Origin of the sequence: Limnospira indica PCC 8005 (assembly GCF_000973065.1) — a bacterium.
GTDB classification, from domain to species: Bacteria; Cyanobacteriota; Cyanobacteriia; order Cyanobacteriales; family Microcoleaceae; genus Limnospira; species Limnospira fusiformis.
In genome coordinates this window covers 1276204-1289912 of sequence record NZ_FO818640.1, presented here as the reverse complement: position 1 = coordinate 1289912, position 13709 = coordinate 1276204, and the positions used below count along the sequence as shown (strand labels likewise).

The 13709-nt window shown below is 44.3% G+C and carries 14 protein-coding genes, 1 tRNA gene and 4 pseudogenes; 10 read left to right on the top strand and 9 right to left on the bottom strand.

Annotated elements, in window-relative coordinates:
* Positions 1-4 precede the first annotated feature (4 nt).
* Positions 5-844 (bottom strand): exosortase-dependent surface protein XDP2, encoded by an 840-nt coding sequence (locus XZ46_RS05775; RefSeq protein WP_008049013.1) that lies wholly within the window; start codon positions 842-844, stop codon positions 5-7.
* Positions 845-1130: 286 nt separating this feature from the next.
* On the bottom strand, positions 1131-1484 hold the full coding sequence (gene folB, locus XZ46_RS05770; protein WP_008049009.1) for a dihydroneopterin aldolase: 354 nt from the start codon (positions 1482-1484) through the stop codon (positions 1131-1133).
* A gap of 221 nt (positions 1485-1705) precedes the next feature.
* Here folB and XZ46_RS05765 point away from each other — a divergent pair.
* Positions 1706-1778: transfer RNA gene (locus XZ46_RS05765), tRNA-Arg, on the top strand.
* Between the two features lie 318 nt (positions 1779-2096).
* Here the strand turns inward: XZ46_RS05765 and XZ46_RS33915 are convergent.
* The 6 genes from XZ46_RS33915 to XZ46_RS05745 all read right to left on the bottom strand — a co-directional run bounded on the left by XZ46_RS33915 (position 2097) and on the right by XZ46_RS05745 (position 5197).
* Positions 2097-2252, bottom strand: a complete 156-nt coding sequence (locus XZ46_RS33915) for a hypothetical protein (protein WP_155839082.1) — start codon at positions 2250-2252, stop codon at positions 2097-2099.
* A gap of 62 nt (positions 2253-2314) precedes the next feature.
* Positions 2315-2623: a HigA family addiction module antitoxin gene (locus XZ46_RS05760; protein ID WP_006621083.1), complete on the bottom strand. Its 309-nt coding sequence runs from the start codon at positions 2621-2623 to the stop codon at positions 2315-2317.
* 9 nt (positions 2624-2632) lie between these two features.
* Entirely contained in the window at positions 2633-2746 is a 114-nt protein-coding gene (locus XZ46_RS28415; protein WP_081587642.1) for a type II toxin-antitoxin system RelE/ParE family toxin, read from the bottom strand.
* A 128-nt stretch (positions 2747-2874) separates the two neighbouring features.
* Positions 2875-3453 (bottom strand): restriction endonuclease subunit S, encoded by a 579-nt coding sequence (locus XZ46_RS05755; RefSeq protein ID WP_006621085.1) that lies wholly within the window; start codon positions 3451-3453, stop codon positions 2875-2877.
* On the bottom strand, positions 3450-3935 hold the full coding sequence (locus tag XZ46_RS05750; RefSeq protein WP_081587643.1) for a PDDEXK nuclease domain-containing protein: 486 nt from the start codon (positions 3933-3935) through the stop codon (positions 3450-3452). Before XZ46_RS05750 ends, XZ46_RS05755 begins: the two co-directional genes overlap by 4 nt.
* A 95-nt stretch (positions 3936-4030) precedes the next feature.
* Positions 4031-5197, bottom strand: coding sequence for a Na/Pi symporter (locus XZ46_RS05745; protein WP_006621087.1), 1167 nt, complete (start codon positions 5195-5197; stop codon positions 4031-4033).
* 211 nt (positions 5198-5408) lie between these two features.
* Here XZ46_RS05745 and XZ46_RS05740 point away from each other — a divergent pair, with 211 nt between their 5' ends.
* From XZ46_RS05740 to XZ46_RS05705, 7 genes and pseudogenes are all read left to right on the top strand, one after another.
* Entirely contained in the window at positions 5409-6461 is a 1053-nt protein-coding gene (locus tag XZ46_RS05740; RefSeq protein ID WP_048894950.1) for an IS630-like element ISAtsp4 family transposase, read from the top strand.
* Positions 6462-6499: 38 nt separating this feature from the next.
* Positions 6500-7566: pseudogene (locus XZ46_RS31790) on the top strand (IS630-like element ISAtsp4 family transposase).
* 75 nt (positions 7567-7641) lie between these two features.
* Positions 7642-8241, top strand: a pseudogene (locus tag XZ46_RS05725) (IS4-like element ISAtsp3 family transposase); the annotation flags it as partial.
* Positions 8242-8251: 10 nt separating this feature from the next.
* Positions 8252-8665, top strand: a pseudogene (locus XZ46_RS37765) (HNH endonuclease); the annotation flags it as partial.
* 33 nt (positions 8666-8698) lie between these two features.
* Positions 8699-9019 (top strand): glutaminase, encoded by a 321-nt coding sequence (locus tag XZ46_RS05715; protein WP_228116494.1) that lies wholly within the window; start codon positions 8699-8701, stop codon positions 9017-9019.
* 152 nt (positions 9020-9171) lie between these two features.
* Positions 9172-10047: pseudogene (locus tag XZ46_RS05710) on the top strand (IS630-like element ISAtsp1 family transposase).
* A 201-nt stretch (positions 10048-10248) separates the two neighbouring features.
* A complete protein-coding gene (locus XZ46_RS05705) occupies positions 10249-10506 on the top strand; it encodes a hypothetical protein (protein WP_006670900.1) in 258 nt (85 codons plus the stop codon).
* Here XZ46_RS05705 and XZ46_RS05700 read toward each other — a convergent pair.
* A protein-coding gene (locus XZ46_RS05700) for an IS630 family transposase (RefSeq protein ID WP_249432975.1) occupies positions 10503-11379 on the bottom strand; the annotation gives its coding sequence in 2 pieces (ribosomal slippage) (positions 10503-10565 and positions 10567-11379; 876 coding nt in all). The two genes, XZ46_RS05705 and XZ46_RS05700, sit on opposite strands and share 4 nt — an antisense overlap.
* A 141-nt stretch (positions 11380-11520) precedes the next feature.
* On the opposite strand from XZ46_RS05700, the gene XZ46_RS05695 reads away from it, so the two are divergent.
* Together XZ46_RS05695 and XZ46_RS05690 are read left to right on the top strand one after the other, a co-directional pair.
* Positions 11521-12615 carry a cache domain-containing protein gene (locus tag XZ46_RS05695; RefSeq protein ID WP_006621093.1) on the top strand — a complete coding sequence of 365 codons (1095 nt, stop codon included), beginning with the start codon at positions 11521-11523 and terminating at the stop codon, positions 12613-12615.
* A 62-nt stretch (positions 12616-12677) separates the two neighbouring features.
* Complete coding sequence (locus XZ46_RS05690; protein ID WP_006621094.1) at positions 12678-13298, top strand: PAS domain-containing protein; 621 nt, start codon at positions 12678-12680, stop codon at positions 13296-13298.
* The last annotated feature ends 411 nt before the right edge of the window (positions 13299-13709 follow it).

Here is a 13709-nt window from a genome sequence, read left to right as displayed (position 1 = left end):
AATTCTACGCTTTATTTCCTTTCTTGCGAAGGTTGGAAGCAAGCAAACCAGCACCAATAGCGCCTAGACCGAAAATCATACCTGGTTCTGGTACAGCAGCACCAACCACTTGCCAGTCTGGTCCATTATAATCTCTTCGCATACGATTATTGCCAGGACCATCCAACTCAGACCATGCAGCACTTACACGAATACCACCAATAGACCTTACTGAGGGGTCAAGTCCTAAATCAGCCAAGGAGACTCCCCGAGAACCGACTTGTTGAACAGAATTTCTGGTATTGGCAATTTCTAGTGTAGTAATTTCAAACCCGGCATCATCCCAGTTGTTCCGTCCAATAGTAAAGGTATTACCCAAACTGTTGCCTAGTCGGTCGATCGCTTGAACTGTTACAGCACTGTTCATGCCACGTTCCCACAAAAACAGGTTATCAACCCGACGATCAAACCAAACATTGATGGCGAAACTTCCGCGGTCCTCTCCATCGATAATGCTGTTAAGGTTATTATTTCCCAAAGATGTCACAATGTCTTCATTGGTGGGGTTTTCCCTGGATGTTCCTACGGTTGCTAGTGGTCCCATATCAGAACTAGCAGCACCTGTGTTACCACCTGTAAAGGGGTCGTTATAAACGATCTCAGCACGGTTGACAAAGGCAAAATTACTGAAAATATTGTCATTGACCTCAACAGAATTCAGCCAGACATCCCCTCTCGGAGCATTATTCCCTGTTAAGGCGTACTCAAAGTTTGTCTGGAAGGAAAATGCTTGAGCAGAACCTGCGAATCCTAGACCACCGGCTAGTAAACCTAAAAATACTGATAGACTTAGTTTAGTGTTCATAATTTTTACCTCTGGTGTGATAATTTGACTAACTTAGATAACTGGGCTGGACTTCGTACTTTCGTACTATTAATGTTGTAGCATCATTTCCCTGGTGTGTCTAATGTAAAACACCTTTTTTACCAAAGATTTATAAATGTATGGCTTTTGTAAAGGTAGCTTTTTAGTTTTGTGACTATGGTCTTGAATGTATTTGTCACAAATCACAGCCTGTTGTGATCAGACAACTAGGGAAAGGTATAACCTGAAAATGGAGCTAACCGACTCCTAATTGCGGTGGTGAATGTTAAGGTCTAGTGATTTCAACTTGAATTTGTCCGCTAAAGTCAGGAATGGGGGGAGCGAGTTTAATTAACTGGATCTGAACCCGCTCAACCTGGGACTGTTCCAGGATAGCTTGAGCGATCGCCTCTGCTAGTCTTTCCACCAGAGCAAATTTAGCCGTTTTTACAATATGCTCAACTGTAGCAATGGTTCCCCGATAGTCCACCGTATCTGCGATCGTATCACTATGTCCGGCAACGCGCAAGTCAAACCACAAGCGCACATTAACTTCAAACCACTGACCTAATACCCTTTCCTCCTGGAGATATCCCGTATAACCATAACTGCGGATACCTTTAATTTCAATTGAGTCCATATTTTTAGCTAACCTTTTTGTCATTGTGATCTTAATTTTCACCCAAAGCGCCACCTATGGTAGAAATATAGGCCCATGACCCAGGAAATTTTAGCGTTGAGGTTCCTGGTATTTGGCGAACCGACCCCCTCCCTGCTATAGGGGATTGATTGCTAAGAGATGAAATTGTCGTTGGGTTGATCAATATTTGCCGAATATATGTTATAGTGAATTTGGTCTTAGGGCATGTAGCTCAGTGGATAGAGCATCAGATTCCGGTTCTGAGGGTCGGGGGTTCAAATCCCTCCATGCTCGTTTTTTCTATTGCCTTATCCTGACGGCGATAGCGGGAATTTACTTAACCCGATAGTCGTACCGTCACACTCAAAATGCACTCCATTCAGTCTTAGCACACGGGACAATTGGTGCATATCCCTTAGCAACAAATCTTAATTATTGGCGGGTTAATCAATAAGCACAACTTAATCAATATGTCAAATATCCATACCTCCCCTCAACCAAACACCGATAGGGTAGTTCCCTTGTGATACCCGTCAATGGCAAGCCTATCGGTTCGTTCGTCACCATTGACTGCTATCACATCGGTCACTTCCCCAATAGTACTTGTTCCGGTTATGGGGGGAGGGTATGATTCAAAGTCAACACGATAGCCGTAGGTAGCCGTAGAGGGGAACCTTCTAAGTAATCAATGTACAAAGATATCAGACCGCCTTTCCGTGGACTATACCTATAGGTAAACCTATGAGCGATCGCGTTGTAGTCGGTCATCTATGCCTCCGTTTTGGGAAAGGTGAGCAGTAAATCGCGGTAATATTCGTATGGCTTTACTGTTAGTCTTGCCGGGAACAAACTTCCATTTTTAATTTTTCTCCGAGTGCATCTTCAGCTACATCCAGATCATAATCCATTTGCAAACCCATCCAAAACCGGGCGGACATATTGAAATAATAGGCTAAACGTAGGGCTGTATCTGCCGTAATTCTACGTTTACCGTGAATAATTTCATTAATTCGACGTGCAGGTACACGCAAGGCTAGAGCAACCTGATTTTGACTCAGATTCATGGGCTTGAGAAATTCTTCTAACAGGACTTCGCCAGGATGTACAGGGGTCAATTTATCTAATTTATTTTTTGTCATGATTCCACCTCAGTGATAGTCAACAATTTCTACATCTGTTGCATCCCCATCTTTCCACCCAAAGCAAATTCTCCATTGGTCATTAATTCGGATACTATACTGACCGATTCTACTGCCTACCAAGCGTTCAACGAGTCACGTTAAACGTCAAGCGCAAATTTCTCAGAAAAAATTCTTTCTTTTCCGAGAGATGGAAGTTGAGCCAGCATGATCGCGTTATTGGATTGGGCGATCGCCTTGTAGTTAGTCATCTATGCCTCCGTTTTAGGAAAGGTGAGCAGTAAATCGCTGTAGTAGTTATATTGTTTTTGGCGATCGCTCAGTTCGGCGGTCAGTTCGGCGGTCAACGCTGTAAAAGTGTCCAAAATCCGCACGATTTCGGCTTGAATGGCAAGGGGTGGGATCGGGATTTCTAATTTAGCCAAATCGGACTTATTGACTGCGGGCACTCCCCCTTCTTTTTTTAGACCTAAAAGCAGATCGCTTTCTGACTGAAGAAAATAGAAAAGATATTTGTTGATGAGTAGAGCTTCATCTGTTGATCGTAGCTTGTAGCATAACGGCCCCAACCAAAACGGGGTCTTTTGATATCCAACATAGCAAATTCCCCCTTGACCTCGATATGGCGTTGTAACTGTGTCGCCTTCGCAATTGCTGCTTGCGGTATATCCAGATCTAGTTGTTCCTGCGTTAATGTAATCATAATCTGTCGCGTTATCAAAAATTTCAGTTGGCTTCTGTCCAGTATTGATCTCAGCAATCTCCCCCAAGGTATTCCACTCCACCGCCGCCCCATCTAACAGCCTCCCCAGGAAATTCCTACCGCTCATCCCACACCTCCATCAAACCCCATCAATTCCCGCTCAATCTCTTCAATACTCGGCAATTGAGTTTGTAACGGAACAGGCAAAGATTCCAATAACTTATATTCCGCAATACCCATAGGCTGGCTTTTATCTCCCAAAGCATACTCAGCCACCACCTTGTCTTTGCTTTTGCACAACAACAAACCGATCGTAACCCCATCCTCTTTAGCCTTCATTTGCCTATCCACCGCCGTCATATAAAACCCCAACTGCCCCAAATGCTCAGGCTTAAACTTGTCCGCTTTCAGTTCAATCACAACATAGCAGTGCAATTTCAGATGATAAAACAACAGATCAATAAAAAACTCCTCCTCACCCACTTGCAGCAACACCTGACGACCCACAAAAGCAAATCCTGCACCCAACTCCAACAAAAATTGTGTAACGTGCTTAACTAATGCCCTTTCTATTTCACGCTCCTGAGCCTCCACGGTTTTACAAGATATTGATTCAAGGGGAAATATCCTAATAAACTTTGGCTCAAAATATACAATTAATTTTGCCTGAGTACTTACATATTCAAGTAAGTGACGGGACTAATCTAACCAAAAAGCTTAGTAACCCCCAAGAAAAATCCAGGAATCACAAAAAATACCCCGATAATGTAAACAAAGGCTAAATATTTTCTCTCACTTGCCATAGAAGCAAATGTTACTGCCAGAAAAATCGGTATCCTGTACATGAAGGAAATACAAAAAATAATCAGAACACCAAAGAAGTTAAAAAGAAAATGAACCATGGCAATTTGTAAAGCATAGACTTCGGTATCTCCCGAAATTGCGGTCGCAGCAAGTATAGCAGTCACAGTCGTGCCAATATTAGCCCCCAGGGTAAAGGGATAAACTTGCTGTAAGGTCATCACACCAGCGGCGGCTAAAGGAACAATTAAACAGGTTGTTGTTGTGGAAGACTGAACCAAAATCGTCATGAACATCCCGGCAGCAATGCCAGCAATGGGACCTCTCCCCACTGCTATTTCGAAAATATCTTTGGCACGACCCACCAGTACAACTTTGAGGAGCTTACTAATAAAATAGATCGCTGATATAATGACAATAACCCCTACAAAGATCAGGAAAAGTCCATCAAAAGGTTCAGGGAAATTGCTGGCTATGCCTCTGAAAAAACCGACCACCGGGCTTGTTGCCGCCCTGACAAAGTTGTAATCTCCGATGCTTAGGGAATAATCGCCAATAAAAAACCGTGCAAGATAGCCCGCCGCAGTTTGGAGGGGATGAAAGAGAATTTCAAGGGGGAGAAAAATAATCACACAGAAGATGTTGAACATATCAAGGATAGTGGCGGCCCCCAGCGCTCGCTTAAAAGCCTCTTTATCCCCCATACTGGCTAGACTCACGAGGGTGCTAGTGAGACTGGTTCCGACATTGGCTCCCATGATGATCGGTACGGCAGTTGCCACGGGTAAGCCTCCCCCTACCAAACCAACCGTAATTGAGGTAACAGCACTGGAAGACTGAGTTAGCGCTGAGGCAAGCGTCCCAACGATCAGTCCTAGGAAAGGATTGGTGGCAAAGGCAAAGATTTCTTCGGCTTGGTCGGCGGTAGCTGTCCTAAAGCCTCGGCTCACCAGTTCAACTGCCACAATAATGATATAAACCAGCACTAACACGGCAATCCATTGGGGCAGTTTGTTGCCTTGAGTTGTCCGTCGATTTTTTTCTGGAACTTGCTCTTGAATATTACTCATAGCTAATATGTGAATAGATTTTATCTCTCATGAAGAAATTAGTCTTTACCTTGAATGCTGCCATAAAAATTCTGATCACTGGTTAATAAAAACTTAATTTTTGATTAAATTCTGGTTATTTCTTTTATTTGCCGTAGTTCATTAGTCAAACGGATGATATCAAGTTCGCTTAATCGGTTATAATATCAGTGACCAATGCCAAACTTGCGTTATGCCCAGACGAATTAGTATAGCTCCCCACTTAAGTACCGAAGAACTTGGCCGGGCTGATCACCAAGCCCAAGAGGGCTTGGAAAGTCGCCAATATCAAATTATTTGGTTGTTGGCTAAGGGGAAGACCACGGAGGAAGTCCAAGAAATTACGGGCTACAGTCGCATCTGGATTTATGAATTGGTAAAGAGATACAACCAATTGGGATTAAAAGGGCTGGGTGCGCGCCGAAAAGGAAATCCCGGACATCCACCGTTAATTGATGATGTGACTCAAGCTCAGTTATGGCAAGCCCTGCAAGGAACAGCGCCGGATGGGGGACTGTGGAACGGTCGCCAGGTGGCAGACTGGTTGACAGGAGTAACTGGACGAAAAATTAGCCGACAAAGGGGATGGGAGATTCTGCGACAAATGACATTTCGGCTTCGTGTACCGAGACCGGCTCACACCGAAAGTGACGAAGACGAGCAGCAAGCCTGGAAAAAAAAACTGGTAACGGAGTTAGAGGGACTTCGCCGGAGATACCCTGATGCACAGGTGCAATTGTGGAGCGAAGATGAACACCGTCTGGGACTCAAACCGGTGATGCGACGTATTTATGTAGCGGAAGATTGTCAACCACTCGCCCATATTAATTGGAAATTCGAGTGGTTATGGCTATATGGTTTTGTGAGACCGGAAACGGGAGAGACTTATTGGTGGATTATACCTTACGTCAATACAACTCTATTTAGTCGAGTGTTACAGGAGTTTGCTGCCGAATTTAAATTAGGTCCAAATCAACACATTATGTTAGTGGTTGATCAAGCCGGATGGCATATCAGTAAGAATCTGAAAGTACCCGAAGGACTGCATTTAATGTTTCTACCGTCCCATTCCCCGGAACTACAACCAGCAGAAAGACTGTGGCCTCTGGTAGATGAACCCATTGCCAATCGTTCATTTGAGAATCTTGATCAGCTAGAGGAACTCTTGTGTGCTCGCTGCCGAAGTTTGTGGAAACAGCGCGAATTAATTCGAGGCTTGACCAGTTTTCATATCAAGTTCGCTTAATCGGTTATAATATCAGTGACCAATGCCAAACTTGCGTTATGCCCAGACGAATTAGTATAGCTCCCCACTTAAGTACCGAAGAACTTGGCCGGGCTGATCACCAAGCCCAAGAGGGCTTGGAAAGTCGCCAATATCAAATTATTTGGTTGTTGGCTAAGGGGAAGACCACGGAGGAAGTCCAAGAAATTACGGGCTACAGTCGCATCTGGATTTATGAATTGGTAAAGAGATACAACCAATTGGGATTAAAAGGGCTGGGTGCGCGCCGAAAAGGAAATCCCGGACATCCACCGTTAATTGATGATGTGACTCAAGCTCAGTTATGGCAAGCCCTGCAAGGAACAGCGCCGGATGGGGGACTGTGGAACGGTCGCCAGGTGGCAGACTGGTTGACAGGAGTAACTGGACGAAAAATTAGCCGACAAAGGGGATGGGAGATTCTGCGACAAATGACATTTCGGCTTCGTGTACCGAGACCGGCTCACACCGAAAGTGACGAAGACGAGCAGCAAGCCTGGAAAAAAAACTGGTAACGGAGTTAGAGGGACTTCGCCGGAGATACCCTGATGCACAGGTGCAATTGTGGAGCGAAGATGAACACCGTCTGGGACTCAAACCGGTGATGCGACGTATTTATGTAGCGGAAGATTGTCAACCACTCGCCCATATTAATTGGAAATTCGAGTGGTTATGGCTATATGGTTTTGTGAGACCGGAAACGGGAGAGACTTATTGGTGGATTATACCTTACGTCAATACAACTCTATTTAGTCGAGTGTTACAGGAGTTTGCTGCCGAATTTAAATTAGGTCCAAATCAACACATTATGTTAGTGGTTGATCAAGCCGGATGGCATATCAGTAAGAATCTGAAAGTACCCGAAGGACTGCATTTAATGTTTCTACCGTCCCATTCCCCGGAACTACAACCAGCAGAAAGACTGTGGCCTCTGGTAGATGAACCCATTGCCAATCGTTCATTTGAGAATCTTGATCAGCTAGAGGAACTCTTGTGTGCTCGCTGCCGAAGTTTGTGGAAACAGCGCGAATTAATTCGAGGCTTGACCAGTTTTCATTGGTGGCATCAAACCGAGACTTTACTATAATTGATTATCCGGACTTGATATCATTGGTGGCCTCAAACCGAGACTTTACTATAATTGATTATCCGGACTTGATATGACCGGGAATTTGTGGGGCGAGATTGGCTCTCGTATCTTCTCATCGACCCCGAGGTTCCTTTCCGCCTACGCATCCGCCACAGCGAGCTGATTAGTCCTAAGTTAGGAGGAACTCGGCGTAGCGGCGAACGAATGTTTGATTCTCTGCGACCCGGAGAATTTCGCCAGCTTTCGGGTCGCCGTTGGGTTTGGGGACGGCAGGTTTACGTCATTGGCTCTCGTCTGGCTGATTCGGGGGAGTTGTTGATTCTCATCACTAACGCTTGCCCCGAAACGGCCCTCCCCGACTATGCTCGGCGTTGGGGTATTGAAAACCTCTTCGGAGCCTTGAAGACTCGGGGCTTCTGTCTCGAATCGACTCACTTTAAGGACCCTGAGCGCTTGAGCCGTTTATTGGCTTTGCTTAGCCTGGCTTTTACTTGGGCTATGAAGGTGGGTTTGTGGATTCACCAAGGTTCACCCATTCCTTTGAAGGCTCACGGACGACGCTCCCAGAGTCTTTTCCGCACTGGCTTCGATTTTCTACGCCGCACTTTCTCTAATCTGCCTTTGTTTTCAGGGCGGTTTCACCAGGCTCTACAACTTTTGTCCTGTACTTAGCAGACATAGAACGGTTAGACTTAGTAATGGGAAAGAAAGGCATGAATCTTGGTTATTCCAAACTAAAGATGGATTCCAACTATGGAAACATAACTGGACTCCAATTGTTAGACACACCCCAATACGCCCCGATGCAACACCCTACGACGGAAACTGGACTTACTGGGCAACCAGAAAAGGACAAGCAATCGACACGCCTAACAGGGTAGCAAAACTACTCAAAAAGCAAAAAGGCAAGTGTAAATGGTGTGGATTGTATGTCGCACCAACAGATATAGTTGAAGTAGACCACATTGTACCTCGAAGCCAAGGCGGAAAGGATGAATACAAAAACCTTCAACTACTACACCGCCACACCCGCGATGATAAAACGGCACTTGACAATGCCAGAGCTGTATCCTTAACAATGGAGCAGTCAGACTAGGAGCCGTATGATGGGAAACTATCAAGTACGGTTTTGAAAGGGAGGGAGAGATGGCGACATCTCTCTCGACCCCTACTCACCTGTGGGATGTATGACGCATCAGGAGAATGGGCTTATCGGGTGGGAATGCCTGCGAAAAGTGGCGTAGGCGGCGGTATTTTAGCCGTGGTACCAGGAAAGTTGGGGATTGGTATATTTTCGCCGCCTTTGGATCCTAAAGGTAATAGCATTCGAGGCGTTAAGGTGTGTGAAGACCTATCACAGGATTTTGGTTTACACCTGTTTAATGTAGCTAAAAGCGATCGCAATTTAGAAGAGTGGATTGCTGGTGGTGATGGTCTACATGACTTCTAACAAGTCTCCACTATCCACAGTGGCAGATGTTAGCCTAACATCCAGGTTAACCTAAGTCTTTTGTCTAAAATTTCTGGCACCAGCAGCTATAGCACAAGACAGAACACTTAGGACGTATAATGGAGAGGACGAGATGACTAAGAAGACCAAAAATGCCAGCCCCCTATAGTTACGACCTCAGACAAAAAGTTATTGATGCCATTGAACTAGACGGTATGCCCAAAACATAAGCCAGTCAAGTTTTCCATGTCAGCAGGAACACCATTAATCTCTGGCTGCAAAGAAAAGCACAGACCGGAGACTTCCTCCCTAAACCTCATCACCGACCTGGCAATAACCACAAAATTACCGACTGGCAGAAATTCAAGGCTTTTGCCCAAGAGCATGGCGACAAAACAGCAGCTCAAATGGCTGAACTTTGGGATGACGACATCTCTCCTCGCACCATATCCAGAGCCTTGAAGAAAATTGGCTTCACCAGAAAAAAAACTTACGGCTACCAAGAACGTTGGAAGCAACAGCGAGAGGAGCTTATGGCTCAGATTGAACAGATGGAGCCGGAAGAAGTGGTCTACCTCGATGAAGCCGGCATGAATAGTCAGGACTCGGATTACCCTTATGGTTACTGCGAGGAAGGAAAACGCTTCCATGCACTCAAATCAGGGAAGAGGCAGGGCAGGGTAAGTATGATAGCCGCATGGTGTCATCAACAACTCTTAGCTCCCTTTAGCTTTGAGGGTTGTTGTAATCGGACAGTGTTTGAGTTGTGGTTGGAGTTCATCTTAATTCCAACATTGAAGCCAGGTCAGACTCTAGTATTGGACAATGCAACGTTTCATAAAGGGGGGCGGATTGCTGAACTGGTGGAGGCAGCTCAATGCCGTTTACTCTATCTACCACCTTATTCGCCAGACCTCAACAAGATAGAGAAATGTTGGTCGTGGCTGAAAGCCCGTATTCGCCACTGCATTGAGCAGTTTGATTCTCTCCATGATGCCATGGATTCCGTTCTCAAAGCTGCGTCCTAACCACCTTGACTAATGCTATATATCCCCGCCCGCACTTTAGTCGGGGCTTTAATACTGTAGGGGAAAACAATTTTTTGATCCCCAGAAACTATTTGATTTAAACTGGCTATTAACCTCGATCAAAACTCACCTTTTCGTCGATTTCGTCTCAGAAAAACCCTACTGATTCCCTTTCTTTTGCCAATTGTGGGAGGGGTTGGTTTGGTAGGATGGATTGGTTATAGCAGTGGACAACAAGCTGTGAATAATGTAGCTACCCAATTACGCAGTGAACTGACCAATCGGATTACCGAAAAGTTATCCTCCTATACGGAGATTCCCAAAACTATTAATCGTTTCAATACTAATGATTTTGCCCATGGTTATCTAAATGTCAGTAACACCTTTGGGGAACACAAATTCTGGCAGAAGATGCAGATTTATCCTAGTTTTAGTTATAGCATTAGTCAAGGTGGTTAGGACGTAACTTTGAGAACGGAATCCATGGCATCATGGAGAGAATCAAACTGCTCACGTGCAGTGGCGAATACGGGCTTTCAGCCACGACCAACATTTCTCTATCTTGTTGAGGTCTGGCGAATAAGGCGGAAGATAGAGTAAACGGCATTGAGCTGCCTCCACCAGTTCAGCAATCCGTCCCCCTTTATGAAACGTTGCATTGTCCAATACTAGAGTCTGACCTGGCTTCAATGTTGGAATTAAGATGAACTCCAACCACAACTCAAACACTGTCCGATGACAACAACCCTCAAAGCTAAAGGGAGCTAAGAGTTGTTGATGACACCATGCGGCTATCATACTTACCCTGCCCTGCCTCTTCCCTGATTTGAGTGCATGGAAGCGTTTTCCTTCCTCGCAGTAACCATAAGGGTAATCCGAGTCCTGACTATTCATGGCGGCTTCATCGAGGTAGACCACTTCTTCCGGCTCCATCTGTTCAATCTGAGCCATAAGCTCCTCTCGCTGTTGCTTCCAACGTTCTTGGTAGCCGTAAGTTTTTTTTCTGGTGAAGCCAATTTTCTTCAAGGCTCTGGATATGGTGCGAGGAGAGATGTCGTCATCCCAAAGTTCAGCCATTTGAGCTGCTGTTTTGTCGCCATGCTCTTGGGCAAAAGCCTTGAATTTCTGCCAGTCGGTAATTTTGTGGTTATTGCCAGGTCGGTGATGAGCTTTAGGGAGGAAGTCTCCGGTCTGTGCTTTTCTTTGCAGCCAGAGATTAATGGTGTTCCTGCTGACATGGAAAACTTGACTGGCTTCTGTTTTGGGCATACCGTTTAGTTCAATGGCATCAATAACTTTTTGTCTGAGGTCGTAACTATAGGGGGCTGGCATTTTTGGTCTTCTTAGTCATCTCGTCCTCTCCATTATACGTCCTAAGTGTTCTGTCTTGTGCTATATGTCTATTGTGGTGACGAAGATGGTAGTTTTTTTGGGGTAGGTAGACTTGACTAAGAAGACCGTTCCCATGTAATTATGGTGTATAGCAATTTCTGGACTGACTTTATGCGCCAGGATTTTGCTTTTGATGAACAAGGAAATCGGACTGAACAAATTGGCACTCTTGAACAACCTTATGATCCACGCCAAAGACCTTGGTATAAAGCCGCTCAGGCTGAAGGTAAGGCTGTGTGGAGTGAGATTTATCTTTCTTTCTCCACCCTATTACCTACCATAACAGCAAGTCTCCCAGTTTATAGTTTAACCGATAGTTCTCTGATCGGGGTTTGTGCAACTGACTTTTTTTTACCCCAAGAAGTGAGTTGGTTTTTGCGAAATTTGGAGATTGGTAAAACTGGGACGGCTTTTATTATGGAGCGTTCCGGTAAATTGGTGGCTACTTCTACGGGAGAACCTACTTTTAAAATTGTTGGAGATGATCGTGAACGATTGTTGGCGATCGCCAGTGAAAATGACGCAGTGCGCTCTACGGCTAATTACCTGAGCGATCGCTTTAATGATCTCAGCAATATTCAAACTGTTGAAAAATTAGATTTTCAGTGGCAGGGTGAGCGACAATATGTTCAAGTTGTGCCATTTCGAGATGGAAATTTGGATTGGTTAGTAGTTGTAACCATTCCGGAATCGGATTTTATGAGCGAAATTAATGCCAGTCGTCAAAAGTCTATTGGGTTAAGTTTCGGGGCGTTAATAATAGCGATCGCTGTCGGAATTTTCACCTCTCGCTGGGTGACTCGACCGATTTTGCGCGTTTCCCATGCGGCTGATGAATTAGCGCAAGGTGAACTAGATCAACAGGTAAAACCTAGCCCAATTATTGAAATCGATCGCTTGGCGAAGTCTTTTAATAGTATGGCACAACAACTGAAACAATCATTTTCTGCCCTCCGCCAAAGTGAAGCGACTAATCGCGCCATTGTTAATACTATTCCAGATTTAATGATTCGCGCTAAGGGGGATGGTAGTTATCTTGATGTGGTGGGTAGTGATCGGCTGGAGGGAGTAGATAGTAGTGGCGACCAATTTTTAACCTCTAATCGATTGCCAAAGGCAATCACTATTCAGGAGTATTTACTCGATAATAATAAACAATTAATTAAGAATATTTAACAAGTATTAAAAACGAATAATTACTAATTTACAAGAATCAAATTATCCAGGATAATAAGTCTGTGAATAAAGAGGTGCAAATTATGGTTTTGTCAGAAGATGAAGTTTTGATTATCGTGCGAGATATTACCGATCGTAAACAAGCAGAAGAAGCCTTGCGTATTGCTGAGGAAAACTACCGCAGCATTTTTGAAAATGCTTTAGAAGGGATTTTTCAATCGTCCCCTCAAGGAAAATTTATTAATGCTAATCCTGCTTTAGCCAAAATTTATGGCTATGATTCTCCTGAAGAAATGATGGCAAGTATTACCAACATTAGTGAGCAGCTTTATGTAGACCAGGAAAAAAGAACCGAGTTTAGATATTTGTTATCTAAACAAAATTCAGTCAAAGATTTTGAATATCGTTGTTACTGCAAGGATGGTAGTATTATCTGGATTCAAATTGATGCGCGTGTTGTGAATGATAACAATGGCAATGTGTTGTATTACGAAGGCATTGTTCAAGATATTACTGAACGGAAGCGCAAGGAGGAGGAACTCAAGCGACAATTGCAAGAGTTGCAAATTGAAATTGATCACAAAAAACGTCAGAAAGAAGTGGCTAGTTTAACTGAGAGTAGTTATTTCCAGGAAGTTCAGCAGGAAATATCTAACGTTAACCTGGATGAATTCTGGAGTTGACAAAAAATTGATAATTATTAACTGTAGGGGCGAGTTATGCTGTCAATTCTCAATTCCCCAGGACGATATTAATCAACCCGCCCCGCCCCACCCGGTCATTAATTATTAATTATTAATTATTAATTATTAATTATTAATTGTCGGAGCGGGTTCTGCTATTACCTCACCTACCCAGGACGATATTAATCAACCCGCCCCGCCCCACCCGGTCATTAATTATTAATTATTAATTATTAATTATTAATTGTCGGAGCGGGTTCTGCGAGTATCTCGCCTACCCAGGACGATATTAATCAACCCGCCCCGCCCCACCCGGTCATTAATTATTAATTATTAATTATTAATTATTAATTGTCGGAGCGGGTTCTGCTAGTACCTCGCCATTAATAAACCCGCCCTCTGGGGAGAGGG

Bases quoted from the DNA above. Each gene is read 5' to 3' on its own strand.
- XZ46_RS05740 (WP_048894950.1), top strand. From the start codon at position 5,409: ATGCCCAGACGAATTAGTATAGCTCCCCACTTAAGTACCGAAGAACTT.
- XZ46_RS05760 (WP_006621083.1), bottom strand. From the start codon at position 2,623: ATGACAAAAAATAAATTAGATAAATTGACCCCTGTACATCCTGGCGAA.
- XZ46_RS05695 (WP_006621093.1), top strand. From the start codon at position 11,521: ATGGTGTATAGCAATTTCTGGACTGACTTTATGCGCCAGGATTTTGCT.
- XZ46_RS05745 (WP_006621087.1), bottom strand. From the start codon at position 5,197: ATGAGTAATATTCAAGAGCAAGTTCCAGAAAAAAATCGACGGACAACT.
- XZ46_RS33915 (WP_155839082.1), bottom strand. From the start codon at position 2,252: ATGACCGACTACAACGCGATCGCTCATAGGTTTACCTATAGGTATAGT.
- XZ46_RS05755 (WP_006621085.1), bottom strand. From the start codon at position 3,453: ATGAGCGGTAGGAATTTCCTGGGGAGGCTGTTAGATGGGGCGGCGGTG.
- XZ46_RS05775 (WP_008049013.1), bottom strand. From the start codon at position 844: ATGAACACTAAACTAAGTCTATCAGTATTTTTAGGTTTACTAGCCGGT.
- folB (WP_008049009.1), bottom strand. From the start codon at position 1,484: ATGGACTCAATTGAAATTAAAGGTATCCGCAGTTATGGTTATACGGGA.